At 51.5% G+C, this 26,139-nt stretch carries 19 protein-coding genes; 15 read left to right on the top strand and 4 right to left on the bottom strand.

Annotation, left to right across the window (positions count from 1 at the left end):
* Positions 1–622 precede the first annotated feature (622 nt).
* Positions 623–1,141: a hypothetical protein gene (locus ABFD83_08450; GenBank protein MEN6357097.1), complete on the bottom strand. Its 519-nt coding sequence runs from the start codon at positions 1,139–1,141 to the stop codon at positions 623–625.
* 226 nt (positions 1,142–1,367) lie between these two features.
* Here ABFD83_08450 and ABFD83_08445 point away from each other — a divergent pair, with 226 nt between their 5' ends.
* The 11 genes from ABFD83_08445 to ABFD83_08395 all read left to right on the top strand — a co-directional run bounded on the left by ABFD83_08445 (position 1,368) and on the right by ABFD83_08395 (position 14,652).
* On the top strand, positions 1,368–2,660 hold the full coding sequence (locus tag ABFD83_08445; protein MEN6357096.1) for a TolC family protein: 1,293 nt from the start codon (positions 1,368–1,370) through the stop codon (positions 2,658–2,660).
* Positions 2,661–2,668: 8 nt separating this feature from the next.
* Positions 2,669–4,348, top strand: a complete 1,680-nt coding sequence (locus ABFD83_08440) for an efflux RND transporter periplasmic adaptor subunit (GenBank protein MEN6357095.1) — start codon at positions 2,669–2,671, stop codon at positions 4,346–4,348.
* A gap of 114 nt (positions 4,349–4,462) precedes the next feature.
* A complete protein-coding gene (locus ABFD83_08435) occupies positions 4,463–5,197 on the top strand; it encodes an ABC transporter ATP-binding protein (GenBank protein MEN6357094.1) in 735 nt (244 codons plus the stop codon).
* Positions 5,194–6,411 (top strand): ABC transporter permease, encoded by a 1,218-nt coding sequence (locus ABFD83_08430; GenBank protein ID MEN6357093.1) that lies wholly within the window; start codon positions 5,194–5,196, stop codon positions 6,409–6,411. The genes ABFD83_08435 and ABFD83_08430 overlap by 4 nt, the downstream gene beginning before the upstream one ends.
* Before the next feature lie 21 nt (positions 6,412–6,432).
* On the top strand, positions 6,433–7,239 hold the full coding sequence (locus ABFD83_08425; GenBank protein MEN6357092.1) for a hypothetical protein: 807 nt from the start codon (positions 6,433–6,435) through the stop codon (positions 7,237–7,239).
* A gap of 133 nt (positions 7,240–7,372) precedes the next feature.
* Entirely contained in the window at positions 7,373–8,746 is a 1,374-nt protein-coding gene (gene radA / locus ABFD83_08420) for a DNA repair protein RadA (GenBank protein ID MEN6357091.1), read from the top strand.
* Between the two features lie 149 nt (positions 8,747–8,895).
* Positions 8,896–9,795, top strand: coding sequence for a quinolinate synthase NadA (nadA, locus tag ABFD83_08415; GenBank protein MEN6357090.1), 900 nt, complete (start codon positions 8,896–8,898; stop codon positions 9,793–9,795).
* Complete coding sequence (gene nadC, locus ABFD83_08410; GenBank protein ID MEN6357089.1) at positions 9,792–10,643, top strand: carboxylating nicotinate-nucleotide diphosphorylase; 852 nt, start codon at positions 9,792–9,794, stop codon at positions 10,641–10,643. Before nadA ends, nadC begins: the two co-directional genes overlap by 4 nt.
* Positions 10,640–11,374: a biotin--[acetyl-CoA-carboxylase] ligase gene (locus ABFD83_08405; GenBank protein MEN6357088.1), complete on the top strand. Its 735-nt coding sequence runs from the start codon at positions 10,640–10,642 to the stop codon at positions 11,372–11,374. The genes nadC and ABFD83_08405 overlap by 4 nt, the downstream gene beginning before the upstream one ends.
* 485 nt (positions 11,375–11,859) lie before the next feature.
* Positions 11,860–13,101, top strand: a complete 1,242-nt coding sequence (locus ABFD83_08400; GenBank protein ID MEN6357087.1) for a 2,3-bisphosphoglycerate-independent phosphoglycerate mutase — start codon at positions 11,860–11,862, stop codon at positions 13,099–13,101.
* A gap of 69 nt (positions 13,102–13,170) precedes the next feature.
* Entirely contained in the window at positions 13,171–14,652 is a 1,482-nt protein-coding gene (locus ABFD83_08395) for a rhamnulokinase family protein (GenBank protein ID MEN6357086.1), read from the top strand.
* Between the two features lie 225 nt (positions 14,653–14,877).
* Here the strand turns inward: ABFD83_08395 and ABFD83_08390 are convergent, their stop codons facing one another.
* Positions 14,878–15,945 carry a glycoside hydrolase family 172 protein gene (locus tag ABFD83_08390; GenBank protein MEN6357085.1) on the bottom strand — a complete coding sequence of 356 codons (1,068 nt, stop codon included), beginning with the start codon at positions 15,943–15,945 and terminating at the stop codon, positions 14,878–14,880.
* 182 nt (positions 15,946–16,127) lie between these two features.
* Here ABFD83_08390 and ABFD83_08385 point away from each other — a divergent pair, with 182 nt between their 5' ends.
* The 3 genes from ABFD83_08385 to ABFD83_08375 all read left to right on the top strand — a co-directional run bounded on the left by ABFD83_08385 (position 16,128) and on the right by ABFD83_08375 (position 20,194).
* Complete coding sequence (locus tag ABFD83_08385) at positions 16,128–17,846, top strand: hypothetical protein (protein MEN6357084.1); 1,719 nt, start codon at positions 16,128–16,130, stop codon at positions 17,844–17,846.
* Positions 17,847–17,913: 67 nt separating this feature from the next.
* A complete protein-coding gene (locus tag ABFD83_08380) occupies positions 17,914–19,944 on the top strand; it encodes a hypothetical protein (protein MEN6357083.1) in 2,031 nt (676 codons plus the stop codon).
* Between the two features lie 40 nt (positions 19,945–19,984).
* Complete coding sequence (locus ABFD83_08375; protein MEN6357082.1) at positions 19,985–20,194, top strand: hypothetical protein; 210 nt, start codon at positions 19,985–19,987, stop codon at positions 20,192–20,194.
* A 51-nt stretch (positions 20,195–20,245) separates the two neighbouring features.
* On the opposite strand, the gene ABFD83_08370 is transcribed toward ABFD83_08375, so the two are convergent.
* Together ABFD83_08370 and ABFD83_08365 are read right to left on the bottom strand one after the other, a co-directional pair.
* Positions 20,246–21,385 carry an NDP-sugar synthase gene (locus ABFD83_08370; protein MEN6357081.1) on the bottom strand — a complete coding sequence of 380 codons (1,140 nt, stop codon included), beginning with the start codon at positions 21,383–21,385 and terminating at the stop codon, positions 20,246–20,248.
* A gap of 256 nt (positions 21,386–21,641) precedes the next feature.
* Complete coding sequence (locus ABFD83_08365) at positions 21,642–22,157, bottom strand: PEP-CTERM sorting domain-containing protein (GenBank protein MEN6357080.1); 516 nt, start codon at positions 22,155–22,157, stop codon at positions 21,642–21,644.
* A 331-nt stretch (positions 22,158–22,488) separates the two neighbouring features.
* On the opposite strand from ABFD83_08365, the gene ABFD83_08360 reads away from it, so the two are divergent.
* Positions 22,489–25,869, top strand: coding sequence for a hypothetical protein (locus tag ABFD83_08360; GenBank protein ID MEN6357079.1), 3,381 nt, complete (start codon positions 22,489–22,491; stop codon positions 25,867–25,869).
* Positions 25,870–26,139: the final 270 nt, after the last annotated feature.

The following is a 26,139-nucleotide window of genomic DNA, read 5'->3' as shown; positions in this document are numbered from 1 at the left end:
TGCTGGCATGATTGTGGCTCGCCTCCTTTATTTTCTCACAAAAATGAATTCGGCGTTGACCGTCCATTTTCATGCCAGCAGCCTCATCTTTTACCTATTAAAATTCCGTAGATTTGACACGCACCCGACAGGTATTGAGTGTTAGCTCTGTTGGGGCAGATTTGCAATCTGGCCCCTTTGGGGCAATCTTGGGATCTGTGATCCCGTTAACCGCTAAGCCTGCATGCAAGCGTTTGGTGATGGCATCAGAGATGCCATTTGGCCCTTTTCGGCGCAGATTTTAATCTGCCCGAACAAAGTAAAGACATATTTCCTAAGATGCGTTAGCCCGGACAAGAACCCGGACAGGTATTGGGGGTTGGGGTTGAATGGATAGACACGACAGAGGTTTAAGAAATAATTGCTTTTCATAATTTTTTCAGAATTGGCTTGTAGCATACTGGCGGGAGGGAAATCAATGAACGAATATTTGGGGACTTCAGCTTGCCGGTGTTCCTGGAAAGAAGTAGAAGGAATATCACCTTTCTGTCGGGTTCCGTAGCTGGCCAAATCGACTACGAACCCGGCAGATCTCTATCGGCAATTCAACCTGTCTCTTCCGGACGCAAGACAGGACTTCATTTTATGATGAAACCGATATGCCTGCCTGACTCAAAACACCGGCGATTATACTATCGATAGTGTTCTTCTGGCCGGACTGGCCTGTCGACTCATTCTGCGAGTAGAGTTCGGAGACATCCTGCATAGAGCCGCTGCATCCGGACGCCGGTGGCGGAGGAGGAGGCTGCAGTGAAGACATATCTCCTGTCTCGGAAGCATCCTTAAACTTGCTCGCCAAATCCGTAAGCATGCCATCCGAGCTTCCATCTTCATTTTCGGCTGCTTCACTTAACTGTTCCGCAATGTTCGCGCATATTTCCTTGAACTTGTCAGGGTCTGTCTCTTGAAGCTGCTGGAGCTTGCTGAAAAGCTCGCCTGCCTTCGAAAAATCAGCGGAATCAACACTGGCGCCCGTACTGCTGACTCCGGCAATTGATGTATCGCTGTCATCCGAAGACGTTCCACTCACTGACTGTGTCGCGTAAAGCTGATACAGGTCATAGACCGATTCTGAGTTGCTACTTACTCCTGTAATACTCATTATGTCCATCCTTTCAATGTGCTTGATTGTAGTTGTAGCCATGGTCTACACTCATTCACCTATCGACATTCCTGCCGGTAAACATTATGCCTAGAGCCGATATTTCCGACATTTGCCCATAACTTACAAACTGCAAATAATGATCCCGCTTTCATACTATTTTAAGAACTCATCCTTAGAATATAAATGTCGCCAAACAACATTTGCCGGACAGGTGGTAGAAACAATGATTATTGACCGAGGAATCATAAACACAGGGGTAGCTCGCGCCCTTGTTGCAGCCTGCATATGCTCGCTGTTTTTATGCGTGGGCGCATTTGGTGAGGATAACACATCGGTAAAACCCATGAGTCTGCAGGAGTGCATAGACATTGCGCTCAAAAATCAGTTGGATGTGGTCATCGCCAAAAATGATGTCGCGATCGCCAAGAGCCAGTTGGCAAAGACAAAAAGCGAGTATCTGCCTCAAATCTCAGTAGACAACAATGCCTTCACAACCGGCTCTCAGGGAGTGCTGAGCCAGGTCACGACCGGAACGGCTCTCTCCGCAAACCTTAATATCTTTGACGGCGGCATACGTGAAGCCAATGTCAAAGCATCACGCTATGGTGTTCAGAGCACCGATTCGGCTTATAAACGGACCATGCAGACAGTCACCTATACGGTTACCAAAGCTTACTACGAAACTCTGCGCTCTAAGCATCTGGCGGAGGTTGCAAGCTCCAACGTTAAGTATTACCAGACGCTCCTTGAACAGGTCACACAACAGATAAATGAAGGATCGAAAGCTACAGTCGACAAATATCCCGTGGAGGCTGAGTTGGCCTCGGCAAAAGTCGATCTTTTGTCCGCACAGAATACGGTGCGCACATCAATCCTTGATTTGCAGGCAACCATGGGCATTTCTTCACGCTCAGGCTTTGATGTCGCGGAAGTCGACACTATCCCGGACACTGCCGTCCAAATGCTGGATAATTACGTAAACTACGCCAAGAAGAGCCGACCGGACATCACACAAGCTCAGGCGCAGATCTGTTCAGCCAAAGCATCGACTACCGCAGCGCGGATTTCTCTATACCCAATCCCTACAATAAGCGCAGGATATCAGCATAGCATTTCCGGAGGCTACCGAACGAGCGGGACTCAGATGGTAGGTGGACTGACATTCAATCTTTTCGACGGCGGAGCAAGCCGAGCGGCATATAAAACAGCCAAGCTGACCCAGGAAAGCGCCGTTGAGAGTGCGAAACAGTTGGATCGAGATGTAAGAACGCAGGTCGAAGAAGCGTATCTCAACCTGACCAGTTCTAAAGAACGCTTGGCTGCAAGCCAGACGAGTCTTGACTCAGCGAAAAAAAATCTCGATGTTCAACGGGAACGCTATAATCTCAAGCTGGCAATTACACTGGACGTGCTTAACGCCGAACTGCAGTATGTGACTGCTCAAAGCGATTACGTCCAGGCTAAGTATGATTACCTGATCGCGATATCACAACTCGAATATACGACAGGCGAGTAAGGAGGCCTATGATGGCAAAAAACCGCAAAGATCGAAAACCAATTATCATAGGAGCAATAGTACTGATAGCGGTATTGGTATTTTCATTAGCCCGGCACAGAGCCGACAGCAGTAAGGTCGTTCTCAAAACCGCAAAGGTCACACGAACGACTATCACTACATCCGTCTCCGGCACGGGCACGCTGGAGGCTCTGAGCACGGTTGAAGTCAAATCCAACGTTGGTGGCCAGATAATCTGGCTGGGTGTGGATGAAGGCGACCGCGTAAAGGCGGGCCAGGTAGTAGCCCGCATCGACCCGACCGACACGAAAAGCGCTCTTGAACAGACGAACGCCAATCTTGCCAGCGCGCGGGCAAAAGTACTGCAGGCCCAAAACAACAGAGACATGCAGCACAGTCAGTATCCAGCTCAGTTACAAGCCGCACAGGAGGCGGTAAAGAGCGCAAAGGCTCAACTCGAACAAGCGCAGCAGCAAGCATCCGTGCAACCGACACTTACTAGAGAAGCCATAAACGAGGCAAAAAGCTCGCTCGCATCAGCCGAAGCGTCTTACCGCCAGGCAAAAAAGGCGACAGTGCCTCAAGCAATAGTCTCGGCACAGGCAAATTATAACGGAGCGAAATCAGCCGCCGACCAGACAAAAAACGAGCTTCATCGCCAAAAAGCGCTGTATGAAAAGGGATTTGTCTCGAAATCCGATCTGGAATCGGCGCAAAAAAACTATGACGCGGCTCAAGCGCAGCTCGACAGCACAAGTAAGAAACTCGAAACAGTAAAAGATGAAACAAATGAAGACCTGCTCAGCAGCGAAGCCAAAGTGGCCGCTGCAAAAGCCGCTCTAAAGACCGCGGAAGCCAACAGCGTACAGGTATCCATAAAGAAACAGGCTCTGGCTGATGCGCAAGCCTCGTATAGAAAAGCTCTCGCATCCCTGGCAGAAGTCCGCGCGACATATCGCACAGAGATCGTGAAGGCGGCGGATATCACACAGGCGGAAGCTGATGTAAAGAGTTCGGAAGCTTCGCTCAAACAGGCGCAAAAGAACCTCGGCTATACGACAATAACAGCCCCTTGCTCGGGAGTTGTGGTCACAAAATATGTAGAGTTAGGCTCTATCGTCACGGGAGCAAAGTCGTCGGCAATTGCGTCCGGCAGTGGTGTCGCACTCTTTGAAGTCGCCGACGTCAGCAAAATGAACGCGACAGTCGATATAGACGAGACCGACATCTCGCAAATTCGTATGAACCAGAGCGTTAATATCACGGTCGACGCCTATCCAAACGAAGTCTTCAAAGGCACAGTGACTAAGATCGCGCCTCAGACGACCACGACAAATAATGTTACCACCATACCGGTAACTGTGGAGATAAGCTCGACCGACAGTAAATTAAAGCCGGGAATGAACGCAACATGCGACTTTATCACAGCCAGTAAAGAAGATGTCCTGGCTGTTCCCAACAACGCTCTGAAAGGCTCGAACAAGCAGTCGATAGTAATGGTGATCGAGAACGGCGCGCCGAAATCACGAAGAGTCGAAACCGGCCTCTCAGGCGATGAAATGACTGAGATCACAAGTGGACTCAAAGAAGGCGAACAGGTCGTGATATCGGATAAAACCAGCACAGGTATAGGGCAAACTACAAAACAATCCGGCAGATTTGGACCACCAGGCGGAATGCCGATGTAGCAATCGGGTTACGGGTTATGAGTTATGGGTTATGAGTTATTAGTTGAGTTAGCACCCATACAACTCACAACACATAACTCGAAACTCACAACTAATGGTAGTGGAGGTAGAGTAATGATTTGCGTGGAGAATCTCCACAAAATTTATCATATGGGCACACAATCGGTTCATGCGCTTCGGGACATTAACCTGGACATCAACGAGGGTGAGTTCGTAGCTATTATGGGACCTTCGGGATCGGGCAAGTCGACATTGATGAATATTCTGGGATGCCTGGATCAACCTACGGAGGGATCATACAAGCTTGCCGGTGAGGAAGTAGCCGGGATGGACGACGACGAACTCGCCGATGTGCGCAACCGCAGGATCGGTTTCGTGTTTCAGTCATATAATCTTATTCCGCGCCGTCCGGCGCTGCGCCAGGTAATGCTGCCGCTGATGTATAACCCGGACGACTCGCACGTTGACATGGAGAGCAGGGCGCAGGTCGCTCTCGAACGAGTCGGGCTCGGTGAACGCATACACAACAAGCCAAACGAAATGTCAGGCGGCCAGCAGCAGCGTGTGGCAATAGCGCGCGCACTCGTCAACAACCCGCTGATAATCTTTGGCGACGAGCCGACCGGCAACCTCGACACGCGCACCAGCGAGGAGATCATGACAATCCTGCAGGAACTCCATGATGAAGGCAAGACGATTGTCATGGTCACTCACGAAGAAGATATTGCCCATCACTCAGAACGGATTATCAGGTTCAAGGACGGGCATGTGGTCGAAGACGCGCCTGTCACCAAGCGTATTAAGGCTCGCGATGTATTGGCATCTCTGCCGGTGGAGGAAGAATCATGAGTCTATGGGAAAGTGTCGCCGTCGCACTTGAAGGCCTGTCGGCAAACAAGATGCGGGCTGCCCTGACTATGCTGGGTGTGATTATCGGGGTAGCTGCTGTAATTACAATGCTGGCACTGGCCCGCGGCGCTCAAAACCAAACGATGGAGCGCATACAATCCATGGGAACCAACGTGCTCACCGTATTTACGGGCCGAACACGTAAAGGCCCGGCAATGGGCGGATTCGGCAGCAATGAATTTCTGACACTGGATGATGTCAGCGCCATAACGAAAGAATGCTCCGCAGTCGGCGCTGCGGCCCCTGAAGCACAGACTAACGCTCAGGTGAAATTTAAAAATCAGAATACCAACACGACAATTCTCGGCACCACACCGGATTATCTATCTATCCGCAATTATCAAGTGCAGACAGGAAGGATGTTCACTGACGATGAAGAGAGGGCATACCGAAAAGTAGCCGTCATAGGCCCTACAACTGCTAAGAATCTCTTTGGTGAAGTATCGCCCGTCGGGCAAAATTTGCGAATCAACGGCGTTCAGTTCAAAATAATCGGTCTTCTGAAAGCAAAAGGCTCGGCAGGAAGCTTTTCTGACCCTGACGACAGGCTCATAGTCCCCGCAACTACCGGTATGCGCAGACTGATGGGGACCGAATATGTGCGAGCCATTGACGTGCAAGCTGCCTCGTCGGATGTCAGCAGCCAGGCGTCAACTCAGGTCGACAGCCTTATCCGCAAGCGGCACAACATAGCCGCGACTGACCAGGACACATTTATGATCCGAAACCAGGCCGACATAATAGAAATGGCTCAGGAAACAAGCAAAGTCTTCACACTACTGCTGGCGGGTATCGCGAGTGTATCTCTGATAGTAGGCGGGATCGGGATCATGAATATTATGCTTGTATCGGTCACCGAGCGCACTCGTGAGATCGGCATTCGCAAGGCTCTGGGAGCGCGGCGGCGTGACATCCAGAGGCAGTTTCTGGTCGAGGCGCTGGTGCTTTCGCTCTGCGGTGGAACAGTTGGAGTGCTGGTCGGTTTGTTGGGATCATTCATTGTAAGCTGTTTTTCGCAGTGGCATGCGCAGGTTTCTATGACTTCCATATTGCTGTCATTCGGATTTGCGGCATTTGTCGGGATATTTTTTGGCTATTATCCGGCAAAGCAAGCAGCTTCACTCAGCCCGATAGAAGCTCTGAGATATGAGTAACATAGGACCGGAGGCATTGTTATGAAACGTAAAGTTGTAATAGCGTTGGTTCTCATAGCTGCGGTAGCCGTTATTTATGGAGCCGTATCCCTGCTCTCTCCGAAGCCGCAGTATGTCCTGGTTCCCACCGACAGCAGACCCGGACCGGACGGGCAAGCAGGCTCTCCCGGAAATTGCCCGGCCCCCGGCAATATGGCGGCACAGGGCCCGCAGCCGGGTGATGTGCCCACAGCAGAAAAGCCTGATGTTGAAGACAAATCGGAGCTTTCAAAGAAGCCATCTGCCACAGTGAGTGTGGAAGAGGATAACACAAGCGCTTCGACAAAGAGATCCGATATGAAAAACCTACCAATGGGACCGGTTAAGAATGATGGACGCACAATACCCGCCGGCATGCGCTCATCGTTCGATCTGGTGCGTGTAGTAATGGATATCGGACGACTTGAAGAGAGTAAAAAGGACTCTGTCACGGCTTCACAGGCAAAGGCGATTCTTGCAATAGTAAATCCGCTGCGTTCCCGGAAGACACTGGATGCAGCGCAGGCAAAAGCAGCCGCATCAAAACTGAATGCGATACTAACCTCTGCGCAAAAGAAGGCTATTAGCGAACGGCCGCGCAGGGAAATGAATCGTCCCGAAGGACAAAATGGCGGACAGCATCCCGGCAGCCCGCCGCCATCAGAAGCTTCAAGACCGGGTGGTCCGCCGCAAAATATGGGGTCAAGACCAGGTATGGATATGAACCCGCTCAGCTCGTCTTCCAAGAGCCCAATGGCGGATATGATAAAGAAAACTATAAAAGCGCTGGAAGCGAAAATAAAAAAGTGAAATTAAAAAGAGAGGCAGCCAATTTGAGCTGCCTTTCTTTTATGCTTGAAGCTCTCATATTCTTCTGGTAAAATGTAGCGAATGGAAACAGGGTGAGAAGACATGGGTCTGATTACCCTTTTTGTTTAAGTATATGGCAAAATCTCACACAAAGTTTGTCTGTCAATCTTGCGGCTATGAGTCACCAAAGTGGCTGGGACGCTGCCCGGACTGTGACGAATGGGGCAGCCTTGTCGAAGAGGTGATTGTGGCTGAAGCGCCGTCGGCTAAACACGCCTCGGCATTCTCCGGCACATTCGCGACCCCCACCCCAATTACGGACCTGACGGCGACCGGCGCTCAGCGTATATCAAGCGGCATATCCGAGTTTGACCGCGTGCTTGGCGGAGGAGTGGTGTCAGGTTCATTGGTGCTTATCGGCGGCGACCCGGGTATAGGTAAATCCACAATTCTTATACAGGTCGCCAATCACCTGAGCATCAATAATGGCAAGGTGCTCTATATATCCGGCGAAGAGTCGGCTGAGCAGATAAAGCTGCGATCAAACAGGATCGGGATCGCCTCACCGATGCTCTATGTAGTCTCTGAGACGAATATTCAGGGCGTGGAGCATTATGTCGAGACAGTCGCGCCGCAGTATGTAATAATCGACTCAATCCAGACCATGTTCGACCCCAACCTCGCATCTGCTCCTGGAACTGTGAGCCAGGTCAGGACATGCACCGCAACCCTTGCACGAATCGCAAAAAGCGCGGGCATACCGGTCTTTATCGTGGGGCATGTCACAAAAGAAGGCTCACTGGCGGGCCCAAGGGTTCTGGAACACATGGTCGATACCGTGTTATACTTTGAGGGAGACCGTCATCAGAGCTATCGAGTGCTGCGGGCAGTCAAAAACAGGTTCGGCTCGACTGACGAACTCGGCATTTTTGAGATGCGTGAAGTCGGTCTTGTAGAGGTGCCGAATCCGTCGGAAGCATTGCTTGCCGAAAGGCCGGAGCATGGATCGGGATCGGTCGTGACATCGACCATGGAGGGCTCACGGCCAATACTGGTCGAAATACAGGCTCTGGTCGCGCCGAGTTATTTTCCAAGCCCGAGGCGAACATGCACCGGGATCGACTACAACAAGCTTTTGATGATCCTTGCGGTGCTGGAAAAGCGTGTCGGACTTAACCTCGCGGGTAAGGATGTTTATGTAAATGTGGCCGGTGGTGTGCGGATTATAGAGCCTGCCGCTGACTTGGCTGTTGCGCTGGCTGTGGCGTCGAGTCTGCTGGACTGCAGTGTGAACGATAATGCGATTGCTCTTGGTGAGATAGGGCTTGCAGGAGAAGTGCGGGCTGTCGGTCAGGCAGAGAAACGCCTTAAAGAGGCTGCGCGGCTTGGTTTTGACAGGTGCATTATGTCGGGTCGCAGCGCGACCAAGATATCGAAGTCGATAAAGATCGAGCCTATCGGGGTGCTCACTGTCAGGTCTGCAATAGATTCGGCTTTTTCGGGATAGAGATCAAAGATTTTGCGGTTAAAACCGCTGCAACAACTACACAAAGTCGGCCTGCGCCGACTGAGACTTCAGTCTCCGAAGGGAGACTTCGTGTTTTTGTGGCCGTGACTTCAGTCGCACGGATCTCAGCATATTATCAGGAAGTATTAATGAGCGAACTTATAGACAAAATACAGGCACTTAAAGCCGAGCGCGGAGCAATTATACTTGCGCACAATTATCAGCTCGGCGAGGTGCAGGATATAGCCGATTTTACGGGCGATTCGCTGGAGCTTTCGCGCAAGGCGGCGCAGACGGACGCTGCGGTGATCGTCTTTTGCGGGGTTCACTTTATGGCTGAGACCGCGAAGATCCTCTCGCCGGACAAGACCGTCCTGATCCCCGATCTGCACGCAGGCTGCCCGATGGCTAATATGATCAATGCTCAGCAGCTAAGAGAGTTTAAGAAGCTTCACCCTGGCCTGCCGGTGGTAGCATATGTGAACACCAGCGCAGAGGTCAAGGCGGAAAGCGATATCTGCTGCACGTCTGCCAACGCGGTGAAGATAGTCGAGTCGATGGAAGCCGATACCATACTCTTCGTGCCGGACAAATCACTCGGGTCATATGTAGCATCAAAGACCAAGAAGAAGGTCATCACATACTCGGGTTTCTGCCCCACACATCACCGCATAGTCTCGCAGGATGTGGTCAAGGCAAAACATGCCCACCCGGATGCGCTGGTGATCGCGCACCCCGAATGCACACCGGATGTTGTCGCGCTTGCGGATGCGGTGGAGAGCACATCGGGTATGATACGCTTTGTGAGCGGCAGTGATGCGAAAGAGTTTATAGTCTGCACGGAACGCGGCATACTTCACAGACTCAAGAAAGACAACCCGGACAAGGTGTTTTATAACCCAAGCCCGCTCAATATCTGCCCGAACATGAAGAAGATCACGCTGGAGAAGGTCCTCTGGAGCCTTGAGGACATGAAATATGAGATCACTTTGTCTGGTGAGGTGATCGAAAAGGCGCGAGCCGCTATAGAGGGGATGATAGCCATATGATCGGACTGGACCCTGTTTACCTGGAATCCGTGGTCAAAAACGCCATCGCCGAAGATGTCGGCAGCGGCGATATCACAACAGCACTCACTATTCCAAACGATCTGACTGCGCATGGAGTTATCACAGCAAAAGAAAGCGGGATAATCGCGGGTCAAGAGCTGGCGTGGGTCGTCTTTCACGAGTTCTTTACCCAGACGATGTATGAACCTGTAATCCGCGACGGCAAACACGTTAAAGCCGGTACCGTAATCGGCGATGTGTCGGGTAAGGCGCGGACTATCCTCACGGGTGAGAGGGTAGCGCTGAATTTTTTGCAGAGGATGTCCGGTATCGCGACTCTTACGGCTAAGTATGTCGATCAGGTCAAGCACACAAAGGCGCGGATTGTAGATACGCGAAAGACCACACCGGGCCTGCGCCGGCTTGAGAAATACGCTATCACCTGCGGCGGAGGCTATAATCACAGGTTCGGCCTGGACGACGGCATTCTCATCAAAGACAACCACATCGCTGCTGCTGGCGGGATCACGGCTGCAATTGAGGCTGCGAAGGACAATGCCCCACACACGCTCAAGATCGAGGTCGAAGTGGTCGACATAAAGGGTCTTGAGGAAGCAATAAGAGCCGGAGCCGATATAGTCATGCTCGACAATATGCCTCTCGACGAGATGCGAAAAGCCGTGTCGATTGCCGATGGCAAGGTGCTGCTGGAGGCGTCTGGTGGAGTGAGCCTCAAGAGTGTGAATGAGATTGCTGAGACGGGCGTGGATATAATATCAGTCGGAGCGCTCACCCACTCCGCTCCTGCGCTGGATATCAATCTGGAGATAGTGGGAGATATAGCGTGATCCCTGCGCGAATCCATCGCTACGGCACGGTGACTTCCACAAATGACACAGCGATTGAGATGCTGCATCGTGGCGAGCCCGAAGGGACAGTGGTCACAGCGCTCTCTCAAAGCAGTGGACGCGGCAGGCGCGGCAGAAGCTGGATCGACAAACCGGGCGATTGCGCTCTGATAAGCCTTGTGCTCACGCCCGACAAGCCTTTATCCGAGATGGGCGAGTTGACGTTTGTGATGTCCCTGGGCGTTGCCGATTACATTGCAGAGGACTATGGGCTTGAGCCTGCCCTCAAATGGCCGAATGATGTGCTTGTCAGTGATAAGAAGATTGTAGGGATTCTCGTAGAGACTGTGGGCAATCTGGGCGCGGTCGCGGGGATCGGATTGAATGTGAACCAGACCGAGTTGGCGGATGAGATAAAAGATACGGCTACGTCCATCGCTATCGAGACCGGGCACCAGTCGAATATTGACGAAGTATGCGAGCGGTTTGCCGCGAAAGTGCTTGAAGTATATGAAGACTACCTTTCTAATGGGTTCGAGCATATTTTAAGCCTGTGGCGTGAACGCATGTGGGGCTTAGGACGCATAGTCGAGATATCATCTGAGGCTGGTTCGGTTAAAGGTATTATTGACGGTGTGGAACCGACAGGCGCGCTCATCGTCAAAAGCGCAGACGGATCTCTGCAAGCGATACATGCGGCAGACGCAATCAAGGTTATTACAGGTCCATAAGACATTTGGTCATTGCGAAAATAATCAATACAAAATACTAGATAATAAATAAGCTGCGCCCTCACCCCAACCCTCTCCCCCAGGAGAGGGAGTGAGAGCGGCATAAATTAGAGCATGCAACCTTTGACCTATGTTCGGGCTGGATATCCGATCCAGCCCGAAAGAGAATATTGCGATTTCAGATCGCAGATTTCTTTGCGGTCGCGATCAGATATCGCGCCCGATCACAAATTTAGTCATTCCGAACGCGGCGAAATATAGCATAGTGCTAGAAACTATGCGTTGTAACTCGCCGAATGTGAGGAATCTGCTTTGAACCTGACGTTTTAGAAGCAGATTTCTCGCTACGCTCGAAATGACAAAGTTGATGACTTTTATAATTGCCTCATGGGTTAGTATCAGTGGAAAGCTGAAAGTGGAAAGCAGCGTATTCTGGACTTTCCACTTTCCACATTCCACTTTCAGCTATTTTAAGGAGGAAGTATATGGCAACACCGAAAGCAGTGCTTTTGATCGCGGACGGTCTGGGAGACAGGCCTATTAAGGAACTGGGGAATAAGACCCCTCTGGAAGCAGCCGACAAACCGAATTTGAATAAGATCGCAGCCGAGGGCGAGTGCGGTCTTATGGACCCGATAGCTCCGGGCGTGCGCGCAGGCAGCGACACATCTCACCTCGCAATCCTGGGCTACGATCCCTATAAATATTACACAGGCAGAGGCCCGTTCGAGGCAGCAGGGATCGGTATGGACGTCAAGAAGGGCGATATCGCGTTCAGGTGCAACTTCTCTACTGTCGATGACAATATGATCATAACCGATCGACGCGCAGGCCGTATCGACAGCGGCACAGACCAGTTGGCAGCCGCCATTAACGGCATGAAGATCAGCAATGGTATCGAGGTCATCTTTAAGGAATCGGTGGCGCACAGGGGAGCATTGATCCTCCGCGCGCCGGGTCTGAGTTCTGAGATCACCGACACCGACCCGCATCACGAAGGCGCTGCAGTGATGACCAGCGAGCCGTGCGACTCGAGCAATGCCGCCGCAGCCAAGACCGCGCAGGCTGTCAATGAGTTTGTCAAGAAGTCCTATGAGATCCTCAAGGACCATCCGGTCAACAAAGAGAGAATAGCTAAGGGTCTCAAGCCTGCAAATATCATCCTGCCGCGCGGCGGAGGAATCGGGCCGAATATGGAAAGCTTTGAGTGCGAGCACGGCATCAAAGCAGCATGCGTCGCGGAGACTGGCCTGATCAACGGTGTCGCACGATACGTTGGAATGGACATTACGGAAGTCCCAGGCGCAACCGGCGGTCTGGACTCTAACGTTATGAATATAGGCAAAGCGATTGTCGAGCAGCTCAAGGACCACGATTTCGTGCTCTGCAATGTGAAGGGCGCGGACCTGGGCGGTCATGACGGCAATCCGCAGGCTAAGCTTGATATTATTAAGAAGCTTGATGAGATGGTCGGGTATCTGCATGACAATGTGCCGGAGAACACTTTCCTGGTAATCACGGCAGACCACTCCACACCATGCGCAATCAAAGACCACTCAGGCGATCCGGTCCCGATTGTATTCTGGGGCGAGGGCGTGCGCACGGACAGGTGCGATAAGTTTGACGAGCGCTCCGTAACCAGCGGCGGACTTGGCCGTATCCGCGGGATAGATATCACAAAGATCATCACTCAGCTTATGAACGTTCAGGAGAAGTTCGGGGCGTAGAAACTTTAATACCTCCAGGTAGGATACCTGGAGGTATTAAACAACTCATAACCCACAACGAGGAAGTTTATGGCAAAAGATTCCAAGTTTTTAGCTTTTGATTTCGGCGCGGAGAGCGGGCGCGCGCTGCTTGCAACTATCGAGGGCGGCAAGCTGAGCCTGGACGAAATTCACAGGTTCCCGACAGCATGTGTATCGACTCTGGGTCATATGCACTGGGATGTGCTGCGGCTCTTTGATGAGATCAAGCACGGGCTCAAGCTGGCGTTGGAAAAGACCGGCGGCAAGATAGACGGCGTCGGGGTAGACACATGGGGAGTCGACTTTGCACTTCTGGGTGAAGACGGCGAACTGCTCGGCAACCCATTCCACTATAGAGATGTGCGGACTGATGGTGTGCCCGAAAAGCTTTTTGAGAAAGTGCCATGGAACAAGGTCTTTGAGGCGACAGGCATTCAGTTTTTGCAGTTCAATACTCTCTATCAGCTCTACGCCATGGCGCTCAGCAAATCGACAGCTCTCAGAGGCGCATCCACACTGCTCTTTATTCCCGACCTTTTCAACTATTGGCTCACTGGAGTGAAGTCCTGTGAGTATTCGATTGCATCGACATCGCAGTGCTTCGATATGCAAGCCAATAATTGGGCATATGACCTGTTTCCAAAGCTTGGAATACCGGCGTCTATCTTCCAAAAGACCGTGCAGCCGGGCAGCGTTATCGGCACGCTCTCTGACTCGTTGGTGAAAGAGCTGGGCATGGGCACCGGGATAAAAGTGATTGCTCCGGCAACTCACGACACAGGCAGCGCTGTAGCGGCTGTCCCGGCAACAGGCAAGGATCACGCTTATCTCAGCTCTGGGACATGGTCGCTTATGGGAGTTGAGACCGATAAGCCCATCATTAACGACAAATCCCGTGATCTCTGTTTCACAAATGAAGGCGGCGTATCCGGCACGATCAGGCTGCTTCACAATATCATGGGTCTGTGGATCGTGCAGCAGTGCAGGCAGACTTGGCTCAAGGCAGGTGAGCAGATATCATACTCCGAGATGACCGATATGGCCGCCGAATGCGAGGGATTTGTATCGGTTGTAAACCCGAATGCGTCTGTGTTTCTCACACATGGCGACATGCCAAGGCGCATACAGGACTATTGCCGTAATAGCGGCCAAAAGGTCCCTGAGACCAAGGGAGAGATTGTCCGTTGCGCACTGGACAGCCTTGCGCTGGCTTATCGCGCCACAATGGAGGACCTCGACGATCTGCTGGGCAAGAGACTCAATACGATCCATATAGTAGGCGGAGGCATACAGAACAAACTGCTCTCGCAGCTCACTGCGGATGCGACAGGGCGCACAGTCATTGCGGGGCCGGTGGAAGCTACGGCTATCGGCAATGTGCTGGTTCAGGCTATGGGAACGGGTATGGTCGCCAGTCTGGACGAAGCAAGGCAGATAGTGCGTAACTCATTCGAGTTGACTACATATACTCCCAGGCAATCGGCTGGCCTTGAGAAGGCTTACGCAAAATTCAAGGATTTGCCTCTATAAATGACCACAGCAGGAGTCTCGGGGTTCTGAGACCCCAACTTGGCATTAGGGTGGCGATTCGGAGACCGCCACCCATCAGCACCCATCTTAAGCAATACTCAATACAAAATCCCAAATACTAAATCGGATAGCGCCCTCACCCCAACCCTCTCCCCCAGGAGAGGGAGTAGGCCGGCATTATAATACACACAAAACAATACTCAATACAAAATATAAATTACTCAATTATCTGGGCCATCTCAGGTGGACGGGCAGCATCTCGGGAAACTTGGCATGCGGCTCAGCCTGATACCAATATGCTGTTGAAGCGATATCGTCCTGGAGGGGCTGATACTTGCCATTAGGCCACCATCCCAGCGCCTGAATGGTTACCTTCAGGTCGCTCTCAAACCTGATAGGATCTTGTATGTGCCAACGGTATAACCCGAACTTCGGCACCTCATTATCAACGTGCCGCACTAACGGCATGCCGGTATAAACTGTTGTGTAAGGGTCCTCGCGGCTGTCTGGTCCGTAGAATCCCCATGCCCCGCAGAAGTAATCTTCCGTGCCGGTGCCGCATATAGTGGGGAACTTGGTATCGCCGTCCATAAAGAACTTGATTTCGCCCTCTCCCCACCAGCCGTTGGCAAGCTGAGTCCACGCGAGGTATGTCCCGACATATTGACCCTTGCCCTTGATGCCGTCGAGGATAACATGCTCCGGCGCATCGATTGGGGTGACGGCACGCCTCCACTGCGCATGAAAATATGCAGCATCACTGGGCACATCGTCGAGTTCGTAATCGACCTGATAGAAGAAACCGCCTATCGCCTCATGCCACTGGCTCTCAATTTCTATCCGCGCGCTCTTTCTAAACGGCATCGGCCAATATGAATTAAACCCGCCGCTGGGGTTAACCGCAATTGGGATAGAGTTGACTTTAGTCCTCAAGGCATGACCGCAGCAGAAGAAATCACCCAGAGGCACCTCCACTGACGTAGTCTTCTCACCATCCCAAAACATTCGGATAATGCAGTTGCGGTAAGCTTTTTCTGCGACCGTTATCCAGATATGACGTATGGTCCCGGGGCCTTTGATGTCGGCGATTGTTGTTTTAGAATTCGGCTCCAAAGTAATGCATGGGCGAATTTTCCAGCCCTGGCCGAGCATTGAACCGGCATTATCGGCCTGCGGGATATCCATCGCGCCTTTGCCTTTTTCGCCCTTGGGGTTCTCTGCGCATATACTGCGTGTTTTCGCGTTCGTTATCTTCGCGACGTTTGACAGAAAACCTGTCTCGAAGAAGCTCATGTTGGATGTTCCCTCCTGACGGATATTCAGTTTTGCAACAATGTAACACTTAAATCTATACCGGTCAAGCAAATTTATTGACAAACGTTTGGGCATGTGCAAAACTGAGCAGAGCGCACACTATGTGGATGCACGCGCACGCACTGCATATCCACAGACTCATGAATCAGCAGGAGAGCATAATGATACATATTCGCAGTATATCGGCAGCAATGGCAATAGCGGCGCTGGTTTTTGCCGTGTCCACTTGCCGGGTGACAGCCGGAGTTTCAGAGACCGGGACGTCAAACACTAGCAACACTGGTGAGGAGAAAGCTTTGACGAGTATAAACATTATTAGTGGTTCGAACGAGATTGAGAAAAGTATAGCGGGGATTCTGGCCAAAAGGATAAGAGAACAATCAAATACCCGGATAGTTGCCGACTGCGCTGCTGATGTGAATATCACTTTGAAAATAGTGCGAGGCGTGGGTGCAGAAGGCTACACGATATCCGATGATCCCCATGGAGGAATAGATATCGTCGGCAATGATGAGCGCGGTCTGCTCTATGGAGTGGGCAAATTCCTCAGGACTTCCCGGTTTGACGGCGGTTTTGTCGCAAGCAAATGGCGCGGCAGTTCCAAACCAACATGCCCAGTCAGAGGCATTTATATGGCAGTACATTTCAACAATTTCTATGAAGCGGCTCCCGCCGACAAGATCGAGCAATATCTGGAAGACCTGGCGCTGTGGGGAATGAACAGCGTCGCTTTCCATTTTCCACCGCAGCAGTTCGACGGGTTCGATGACCCGTCAGCCAGACGGAATATTGATAAAATACGCGCACTCATGCAGACTGCAAAACACCTTGGGCTGGATGTAGGGTTGATCGAATGCCCGAACATAGGTTTCAAGAATGCCCCCAAGGAATATTATTATCAGCCATTCCCGGATGATCTGCACAGAAGAGGAAATCTTGGGACCCTGCTGTGCCCCAGCAAGCCTGAAAGCAGAAAGTATCTTCTAAATCAGTGGGATGAGCTGATGAACAAATTTTCAGATACCAAGCTCGACTTTTTTATAGCCTGGCCGTATGACGAGGGAGGCTGCGGCTGCGATCAGTGCTGGCCGTGGGGAGCAAAGGGCTTTCTCAGCCTCTCAAAGGAAATTGCCGGTATGTTTCGAAGCAAGTTTGCGGGCGGCAAGTTTATCCTGTCAACGTGGATGTATGATACTCCTGATGCCGGCGAATGGGAAGGACTTGCCAAGGCTATGACCAATGAAAGCTGGGTCGATTATATAATGGCTGATGCCCATGAAGATTTCCCCCGCTACCCGCTCGATCATGAAGTTCCAGGTAAACTGCCTCTGATCAATTTCCCTGAGATCAGTATGTGGGGGCAGGGACCGTGGGGAGGCTATGGGGCTAATCCACTGCCGGAAAGGTTTCAGAGGCTGTGGAATCAGGCGTCGAATAAGCTCTCCGGTGGGTTTCCTTACTCCGAGGGTATATATGAAGATATCAACAAGGTCATATGTCTTCAATTATACTGGGACAAGAACAGGCCTGCCAAAGATATTGTCAAAGAATACATATCCAGCGAGTTCTCGCCGGAAGTAGTGGAAAAAGTAGCGCAGGCAGTTGACATACTAGAGTCAAACCATCGCCGCGAACGGATAGGTGAAAACTCAGTAAAGGCATGGGAGCTTATTAAGGAGGCGGACGCGAGGTTGCGCGATAGCGTCAGGAGTTCCTGGCGATGGCGCATTATCTACCTTAGAGCGCTTATCGATTGCAAGATGTATAAGACAGGTGGTAAATTGCACGACCCGGTCTTGAAGGATGCATTCGCGCAGCTAACCGATATCTATTATGCACAGGAGGCTTTTACATCGGTTCATCCTCCGATTGTCGAATGACAATGGGAACATGCGCACATGGCATGCGTCTATAAAATAGAGGAACAAGTAGGAGGGCGGAAGGAGAATGACTCGCATTATAATCTTCCTCAAGCGCATAGCAATAGCCATAACGGCACTGGCGCTATGTTATATTACGCCTTCTTATGCCGATACCACCACGACCGATGCTCTGGGCATAGTAACGGACGTCATTGTCGGACATGGCAACAAGGGCCCTTATTTTCTCTCATGGACCCGGATCAATTCCGATACCGTCACCGTAGTCCTGAGCGGCAGGACTCTGCGCAAAAGCGCCGATTATAATATCGACTCCGCAAACGGTATGATATCGTTCAACGCAAATGTGCTTAACGATGCTATTTTGCGCGTCTCCTATAGTAAGACAAGTGAGTCGAAATCGAACTCGACCAACACAAGCGTCCCGCTCACGGTCGGCATTTTGCAGAGGGGCAGTTCAAACCTCAATGTCACGGGGCTCTATATAAAAGACTCGACCAACAGCGAAGCCGGCGACACGGTCTTGGGCGTAGGCGGCGACAAGTCCTGGTCGGGCGGCAAAGTCGAATCGACATTCCTTATGAGTCAAAAGAGCGATGACACCGAGTCGGATCGAGCCGCCAATATGGACAGCTCCGCGCTCAAACTCAGCAACACGACTAATCTGGGCGGACTAAAGCTGACCGGCTCATACGCTAAAGCAGGTAAAGATTTTGCCGGTTCCAAACAGTATGGACTGACATCAGGCCAACAGAACATGAGTCTTTCCGGCAATTATGGGCTTGGGAAACTTCAGACTGCTTTCAAATTTCAAAATGCAGATCAGACAGCCGGTACAAACGAGGGCGTCTATTCACGAGTCAATGAGCAGACCATGACTTATGCTCCGACAGGCGCTACAAAGGTCTCGATGGCTCATTCTACCACTCAGACCGGCAACACCCTGACTGATGATTCCGATGAAAGCGCTGTCGAGACAAGCAAGCTGCAGCTCGAACAGAAAATCGGCGCTAAAACCAGCACTGCCTTAAGCGTGACAAACACAAACAAAACGACGGGCGAAACGACCGATCAGATACAAACAAAGCAGGCTTCGGTGACGACAAATGCCGTCCAGGGTGTAAGCCTTCAGGGGACTGTTACGCAAAAGGATTCGCAAACTAACGGTGCGCAGCAGGACGTCTCGGCTGCAGTCACTCTCGCTCCGATTTCACAGGTTGACGTCAAAGCGGCATATACCGAGACCGACTCCGAAACCAGCGGCCAGAGCGCGACGACAAACCTCAGTGTAAAACTAAAACCGGTGGAAAACGTCGTAGTCGAGGGGAAGATAGTCAACAAGACCGCCAACGAGGCTCAAAATTATCAGAGAGATTTCAGCCTGTCCGCTGCTCCGATCAAGAACGCTAAACTCACTGCACAGTTCTCCCAAAAGGGCGAAAACGAAACTGATGCCCAGACAAAGGGCGCAGCGCTGGAGGTCTCACCTTTTGACAACGTAAAAATGTCTGCCGGATATAAACAGGTTGAGAGCAGTGACGGCATCCTGACGATACACGACTATGCAGCCATGACCTCGCCATGGAAGTTTTTAAGCATGGCAGGAAGCCTGCGTGATCGCCAAATGGAGCAGGATTTCGCTCCCGATACCAGAAAGCTCAATCTGTCGCTGGCGCCGTTCAGCTTTGTCAAACTGATCGGAGACTATCAGGAAAATCCGGAGGACACAAGCGGAAGTGTGCAGAAGTACAAAGCAACCACTATGGGCATGAAGTTTACTGTCGGCAGCGTTGGACTGATGACCAATTATACATCGAAAGACAAATATTCGGACGATACACTTTCGGATGAGCGCGAGGTCAAATTGGAGGTTCCGGCATTCGGCCATGGCAAGATGCAAACGGGATATAAAATCGCGCGCACATTGGGCGGGTCCGAAATCTCATCCAACACATATTCTCTTGGCTATGAACACTCACTTGGTTCGGATTTTAGTCTGTCGCTGACAGGCTACTATTTGCGATACATGCAGGACCAGGTTGTGATACCCGAAGAGTCGGAATATAAGACTGAACTGAACCTGGGAATCAAGTTTTAGAGAACGCTGTCGGGAAACGTTTGCTCAACGGAGGGCATTTATGGCACAGACAGAAATTGAACCGGTACAAGGCGCATGCCGCCACATGAGGGCAAGATATAAGCTGCAGACCTCGCACAAATTGCCATTTCCCGAAAAGAAGTTTGTGCGGTGGGAATGCGAACGCGGGCATGAGATCGCAAATTCCAGCGAGGAAGACCTGGCCAAGTGCAAGGACCAGGTAACCGGGTGCTGGAAAGAAGAATCGTAAACAACAAATCTGGGGCAGGATTCGGAAATCCTGCCCCAAATTTGTGAAGTATCATAGATCGTAAATCACTTGGTTTACTGATTCTGTCTTTCGGCTCTCCATTTTCCTCTTTAACGGAGCCGTCGGGATAGTCGGAGAGCTTTCAACTGTCGGCTGCGTGTAATGGATATCGGAGATCAGCATCTTATCCGAGATACCGTTTCCTTCGGTGATACTGTAGCCGCCTCCAACAATGCAGTTGCTGATGCGACAGTTGCGACCGACAAACGACATACTCCCAATCACGCTGTGTGAGACCTGCGCGTATTCATCGACCACGCTTCCTTCACCGATAACGACGCGCTTGCCGAGTATTGCGCCTCGTCCGATATTGGCTCCCGTCCCGATATAGACAGGGGCCGACAGCTCGACTGACGGGTCCACAACAACTCGCTCTCCGATCCATATCCCCTCGCCTATGTGCGTCGCGGGCAGATCGAGCTTCAATTTACCCGTCAGCGCATCGAAGTGCGCATTTCTATAGTGACCCGGATCGCCTACATCGCACCAATACCCCGCCATAGTCAGGGCCTTAATCGGCTCGCGATTAGCCAGCATCGCCGGGAAGACATGCCTGGAAAAATCACGAGACACATCGTATGGAATGCAGCTGATCACTTCGGGTTCGAGTATATATATGCCTGTCGAGACCATGTTCGTAAAGGCATCGATAGACTTGGGCTTTTCCAGAATGCGGATCACATTTCCCGATTCATCGCAGCCGACAATGCCATACTGCGTCGGTTCATCCGTCTCGGCAAGCAGGATTGTAGCGATCGCGGACGACTTTTCATGCTCCTCGACTGCGGCGGCAAGGTTGAAATCGGTCACGACATCGCCGTGAATGACCAGAAACCTGCCGTCGATCATATTCCGAGCCTGTTTCACGGCTCCTGCCGTCCCTAAAGGCTCGTTTTCGATGCAGTAGCGCATCTTTACGCCCCAGCGAGCGCCGTCACCGAAATATTCGATGATGTCCTTCGCATCGTGCGAAAGAGCAGCGATTATGTCCTTTATGCCGTGCTTGCGAAGCAGATTTATAGTGTGCTCCATCACCGGCCTGTCGAACAACGGCACCATCGGCTTTGGACAGTCCGTTGTATAACAATGAAGCTGTGTAGGTCTTCCACCCGCTAATATTATTGCCTGCATGAGAGTTCCCTCATTCTTTTGCATGCCCGTATGATTACCGGGTTCTACATATATTATCGGCTTGTATGCTCCTTGGTGTTAGGTTTACCAGTCTCCTCCTAAAAAGGAAATCCACAGCGAATAATATCCTGCTAAATGTGCGGCGACATTTCATATTAATGGAGGGATGGAAATGGAATTTGTATGGTTTCAACTGGCTGCTTAAGAACGCCGGGGAATTTATCGATAGCCCGGTTGATACCGGGCTATCATTACATTAGACTCGCCTTCGCATTTTTGCGCCCGCAAGGGATATGACCCCCACAATAAGCGCTATCACGCTTGCCGGTTCAGGCACTGCGGTATCCACAGAACCAGACTCACTCGGGCTTTCTCCCGGGTTATCCGTATTGTTGAACATCACCGTCCACGACTGATAAGCAGGCGCATTACTGAACCTGGCTTGAAAACCGGTCTCGGTATCGCCGGCAGAAAGCTCGTCCGTCAAATACATCCAACTGATGAAGTGCGGCACCGTGGTGTCACATATCCATCCCGATGGCGAGGATACATTGAGAACATCCGTGGATTCGTCTACTTCAATTGCCAAGAGCCACGCGGTATAGCTAAGGCTTGTGCTTGAGTTTGTCAATGTATAGGCCCATACGCTGGGGTCGCCGACATCGACAGGCTGTCCAAGAACAAGAGCGCTATATTGCTGCGCGCCAATTGGCAGGCACATCATCGGGGTACAGCAGACAATCAGTATCGCGGCGATTATTAACGCTCGCATCAGACTTCGCCCTCCTTTAGCTGCTGAGCTGTCAGGGATTCAAACGATTTTGTGCTGGCCCATCAATAAGCGAATGCACCTGTCATACATCCTACTCACACGCCCTGTATCGTGCAAGATACGTGCCATATATCGCCTGAGCTGGCATAATTAACGTCATTTAATACAGACTCATGCGCAATAATTGTTGAGCTTATTTCTTACATTAATACAATTATTCATAGCTCGGGTTTTCCCGGCAGCCAGACGGGTATACTTCGATATGATTACAGGCAGCCGGGCGCAATGTCGCGCGCCTGTAAGCCCAACAGCAAAGGAGGACAACCAACACATGTTACGATTAGCCTTACTTCCCGCTATTATCTGTTTATGCATTCAGGCACAGGCAAATGAACCACTCAGGCATACCGGCTATAGAGCCGAGTTTTCAGGCAATAAATTTCAATACTTCTGCAAATCATCTCACACGAGCGATTTCGGCTATAAGCTCGATTGCCTTCAGTTAGGCGAAAAGCGAATTACATTCAACCGCGCTCCCGAGGTAAAAACAGCGAATGACGCAATCTGCTGTTACTATGGCGACGTCATATCCGAAAGCTACAGCGCCTTGGATAAAGGCGTGGAGCAGACATGGGTTATCAATAAACCGCCAGCCCGCATGGGTGATATTGTAATAGAAGGCAAGATATATTCTCCACACACTCCTCGGACCTCTCCATTTGGGATTATCTTTACCGACGGCAGTGGCCGCGTGGTCCTTACATACGGCAAAGTCACGGTAATCGACAGCGCAGGCAAGAAATTCGAGTGTCTTCCAAAAATAAGCGGGCGGCGTCTAATCATAAGCATCCCATGCAGTTTCGTGGCTTGTGCAAAATTTCCAATCCAGGTCGATCCTGTGGTTGGCTCAGAAACACTTGTATGCCCGACATACGGCGCTGCGCCGGGCAATCAGGACTCCGTAAGTATCGCGGCAGGCTCTAATGGTTATCTGGCGGTCTGGTCGGATACGCGCAGTTCGGGCGATTCTGATATATTCGGCTGCAGGATCAGTTCGGCCGGCGAAATCCTCGATGTGCTCGGCATACCGATATCCACGTCATCGGGCAAACAGCTTGCACCGGATGTCGCCTGGAACGGGACAGAATATCTTGTGGTCTGGGCAGATAAGCGTTCCTCGCTGCAACACATATACGGCTGCAGAGTCCGGCCTAACGGCGAAGTGCTCGACCCTCAGGGCATACTCCTGTCGGGATCGACCGCAAGTCAATACTATCCGAAAGTCGCGTCGGATATGAGCAGTTGGCTGGTCGTCTGGCAAGATACGATCAGCACTTCGCTGGATGTGTACGGCTGCAAAGTCAATTCGGACAGCACAATCAGCAAGAGATACGGAATCTCCACTACCACCAATAATGACGAAATGCCGGATGTGGCATACAACGGGACCAATTATATAGTCGTGTGGAGTGATTATAGAAATTACACTACAAGCGACACGGATATATACGGCTGCAGGGTGTCCAGGCTGGGTGTCCGCCTGACCGGTGACATTTTAGTCTCATGCACATCGTCGGGCACGATCGGAGCGCCGGGCGCGCAGATGAACCCTCGTATCTGTTCCATGGGCACTACATGCATGGTCGTGTGGGAAGATTACAGAAACTCGTCTGAATCCGATGTCTACGGGGCAAGGATCAGTTCCACAGCTTCCGTTTTAGACAAAGGAGGCATCGCAATATCCACACAGACCGACGATGAGGAGATGCCCTGCATTGAGTACAACGGCAGCAGGCTGCTGGCGGCATGGCGGGCAAAGGGCGCGGACAGGACAATGCGCGGAGCCAGGCTCAATACCAGCGGCACGGTACTCGACACGTCGGGCATAGCGATATCCACAGGCATGGCGGGCGCGACGTGCGGGTGTGTGGCCGGCGCGAACAGCGCATTTGTTGCCGGTTGGAGCAGTTTCAGTGTAACCGATTCGGATGCCTTGACCACACTCGTCACAAACAGCGGATCAGTGCAAAATGCCGCCGGAGTCACGACATCTATGGCGCTCGATGATGAAAATGACTATTCCGTTGCCGATAACGGCAGCGAATACGCCGTCGTGTGGTCGCAGACAGTAAACGGAAGCAGCGACATCATGGCAGCAAGAATTTCCCATGACGGCGAGCCGCTCTGTGATGAACCGGTAAATATCACTTCAAATTATTTAGGCGAACAGGTTGAACCGTCTATAGCCTGGAATGGGAGTAGATACCTGGTGGTATGGTCGGGCAATGAAACATTTTCGACCACCGATTGGGACATACGCGGGTGGTTTCTTGATTCCGGCCTTAATAAATTAAGCATATCTCCGTTGTCAATCTCTACGGCTGCCGAAGATCAGGTAAACCCATGCGCCGCGTCAAACGGGAGCAGCTTCCTTGTGGCATGGGAAGACTATAGATCGGCCGTCTCGCCGAATTACTATACGGATATATACGGCGCAGTGGTCTCATCGAGCGGTGCGGTCACTGCTGCGGCGACAATCAGCACAGCCACGGGCAACCAGCTAAAACCACAGGCGGCATCAAACGGAACAAATTATTTTGTGGTGTGGGAGGACTACCGCTCCTCGGCTCGAATATACGGCGCGCGCGTGACCTCATCAGGGACTGTGCAGGATGCCGGCGGGATCGCCATGCCGCAGGTTACTACCAGTGAAACTACGCCGAGTGTATGCTACGGCGGAGGAAACTACTTCGTCACTTGGTCGGACTCAACCAGGATTTCGGGGTGCCGCGTCTCCACGGCGGGTTCGCTGCTCGATGCATCCGGTTTATGTATCGACAGCGGCACAAAGCCAAAGTCCAGCCCGAGCGCATGCTGGGACGGATCCGTCTACAGAGTCGTATGGGAAGACTACCGCTCAACCGATTCAGCAAACTCCGATATATATTACACGACAGTCGATGCCGGCGGTATAGTGTCATCGTCACCAAAGATTGCCCTCGTTTCCAACCTTGTGCCGCAGTTATCTCCGAAAATATTCTACACAGGCAGCCAGGGTTTGATGACATATTCACGACTTTACAACTACTCGGACTGCGCATGCGCCGTTACTCTGCACGATCAGCCGACACAGGAAGTAGGAACAGTCGCAGAGGCGAAGTGCCGGTCTGCCGGTACTGTGGTCGGACTATCAGGCAAGGTCGTGACTGCGGTCTTTTCGGGTTACTTCTACATCGAGGACCTTGATAGAATAAGCGGCATCAAGGTTGTATCTAATGCATCAGTTACACGCGATAACCTGGTGCATGTTATTGGTCCTATATCGATATCGGATGGTGAACGCCAGATCAACTGCACCGAACTATATCCGATGGGCATTGCGGATGATCCGCCCACTCCCCTCGGGATAAGAGGCGATTTCCTGGGCGGCACGGCTCTTAACGCCCAAACACCGGGGATCACCGGCGCATACGGACCTAACAATATCGGGTTGCTGGCGACCACATGGGGCAAGGTTACATCCACGACATCCACATATTTCTATATCAATAGCCGGTCCGGCACTAGCATCCGAGTCGTTTCAGGTTCGTTATCGGAACCTGCATTGGGCAAGTATGTGACAGTGACCGGAATTGTCTCATGTGAGCTGATCTCCGGTGCGACATGCCGGGCGATTTTGCCGAGGGAACAGGACGATATCGTGGTTTACTGACGAAGACTATATGATTCTGCGGGAATTGACGTTGTGTGCAGAGTTGTAAGGCTGCGAATCAGCGGAATTCCCGCAGCATATCAATCCTGATCCGGATGTTTTGTAACCATCGAACTTGGAAATGACTTATACAGTAGAAATAATCCTGATTGGTCAGTAAAATACATGTGTCCAATGTCTTGCGTTTATTGAAAATAGTGGTATACTCCAATATCTATCAGGCTCTTGAGTCGGTTTGCGTCAGTTGTCTTATCTCGCAGGGGTTTCCGC

This window comes from Armatimonadota bacterium (assembly GCA_039679645.1).
Lineage (GTDB): Bacteria > Armatimonadota > UBA5829 > UBA5829 > UBA5829 > UBA5829.
This window is presented reverse-complemented; position numbering and strand designations above follow the sequence as displayed.

Bases quoted from the DNA above. Each gene is read 5' to 3' on its own strand.
- ABFD83_08365 (MEN6357080.1), bottom strand. From the start codon at position 22,157: ATGCGAGCGTTAATAATCGCCGCGATACTGATTGTCTGCTGTACCCCG.
- nadC (MEN6357089.1), top strand. From the start codon at position 9,792: ATGATCGGACTGGACCCTGTTTACCTGGAATCCGTGGTCAAAAACGCC.
- ABFD83_08360 (MEN6357079.1), top strand. From the start codon at position 22,489: ATGTTACGATTAGCCTTACTTCCCGCTATTATCTGTTTATGCATTCAG.
- ABFD83_08430 (MEN6357093.1), top strand. From the start codon at position 5,194: ATGAGTCTATGGGAAAGTGTCGCCGTCGCACTTGAAGGCCTGTCGGCA.
- ABFD83_08370 (MEN6357081.1), bottom strand. From the start codon at position 21,385: ATGCAGGCAATAATATTAGCGGGTGGAAGACCTACACAGCTTCATTGT.
- ABFD83_08385 (MEN6357084.1), top strand. From the start codon at position 16,128: ATGATACATATTCGCAGTATATCGGCAGCAATGGCAATAGCGGCGCTG.
- ABFD83_08390 (MEN6357085.1), bottom strand. From the start codon at position 15,945: ATGAGCTTCTTCGAGACAGGTTTTCTGTCAAACGTCGCGAAGATAACG.
- radA (MEN6357091.1), top strand. From the start codon at position 7,373: ATGGCAAAATCTCACACAAAGTTTGTCTGTCAATCTTGCGGCTATGAG.
- ABFD83_08380 (MEN6357083.1), top strand. From the start codon at position 17,914: ATGACTCGCATTATAATCTTCCTCAAGCGCATAGCAATAGCCATAACG.
- ABFD83_08395 (MEN6357086.1), top strand. From the start codon at position 13,171: ATGGCAAAAGATTCCAAGTTTTTAGCTTTTGATTTCGGCGCGGAGAGC.
- ABFD83_08450 (MEN6357097.1), bottom strand. From the start codon at position 1,141: ATGAGTATTACAGGAGTAAGTAGCAACTCAGAATCGGTCTATGACCTG.
- nadA (MEN6357090.1), top strand. From the start codon at position 8,896: ATGAGCGAACTTATAGACAAAATACAGGCACTTAAAGCCGAGCGCGGA.
- ABFD83_08435 (MEN6357094.1), top strand. From the start codon at position 4,463: ATGATTTGCGTGGAGAATCTCCACAAAATTTATCATATGGGCACACAA.
- ABFD83_08375 (MEN6357082.1), top strand. From the start codon at position 19,985: ATGGCACAGACAGAAATTGAACCGGTACAAGGCGCATGCCGCCACATG.
- ABFD83_08425 (MEN6357092.1), top strand. From the start codon at position 6,433: ATGAAACGTAAAGTTGTAATAGCGTTGGTTCTCATAGCTGCGGTAGCC.
- ABFD83_08400 (MEN6357087.1), top strand. From the start codon at position 11,860: ATGGCAACACCGAAAGCAGTGCTTTTGATCGCGGACGGTCTGGGAGAC.
- ABFD83_08440 (MEN6357095.1), top strand. From the start codon at position 2,669: ATGATGGCAAAAAACCGCAAAGATCGAAAACCAATTATCATAGGAGCA.
- ABFD83_08445 (MEN6357096.1), top strand. From the start codon at position 1,368: ATGATTATTGACCGAGGAATCATAAACACAGGGGTAGCTCGCGCCCTT.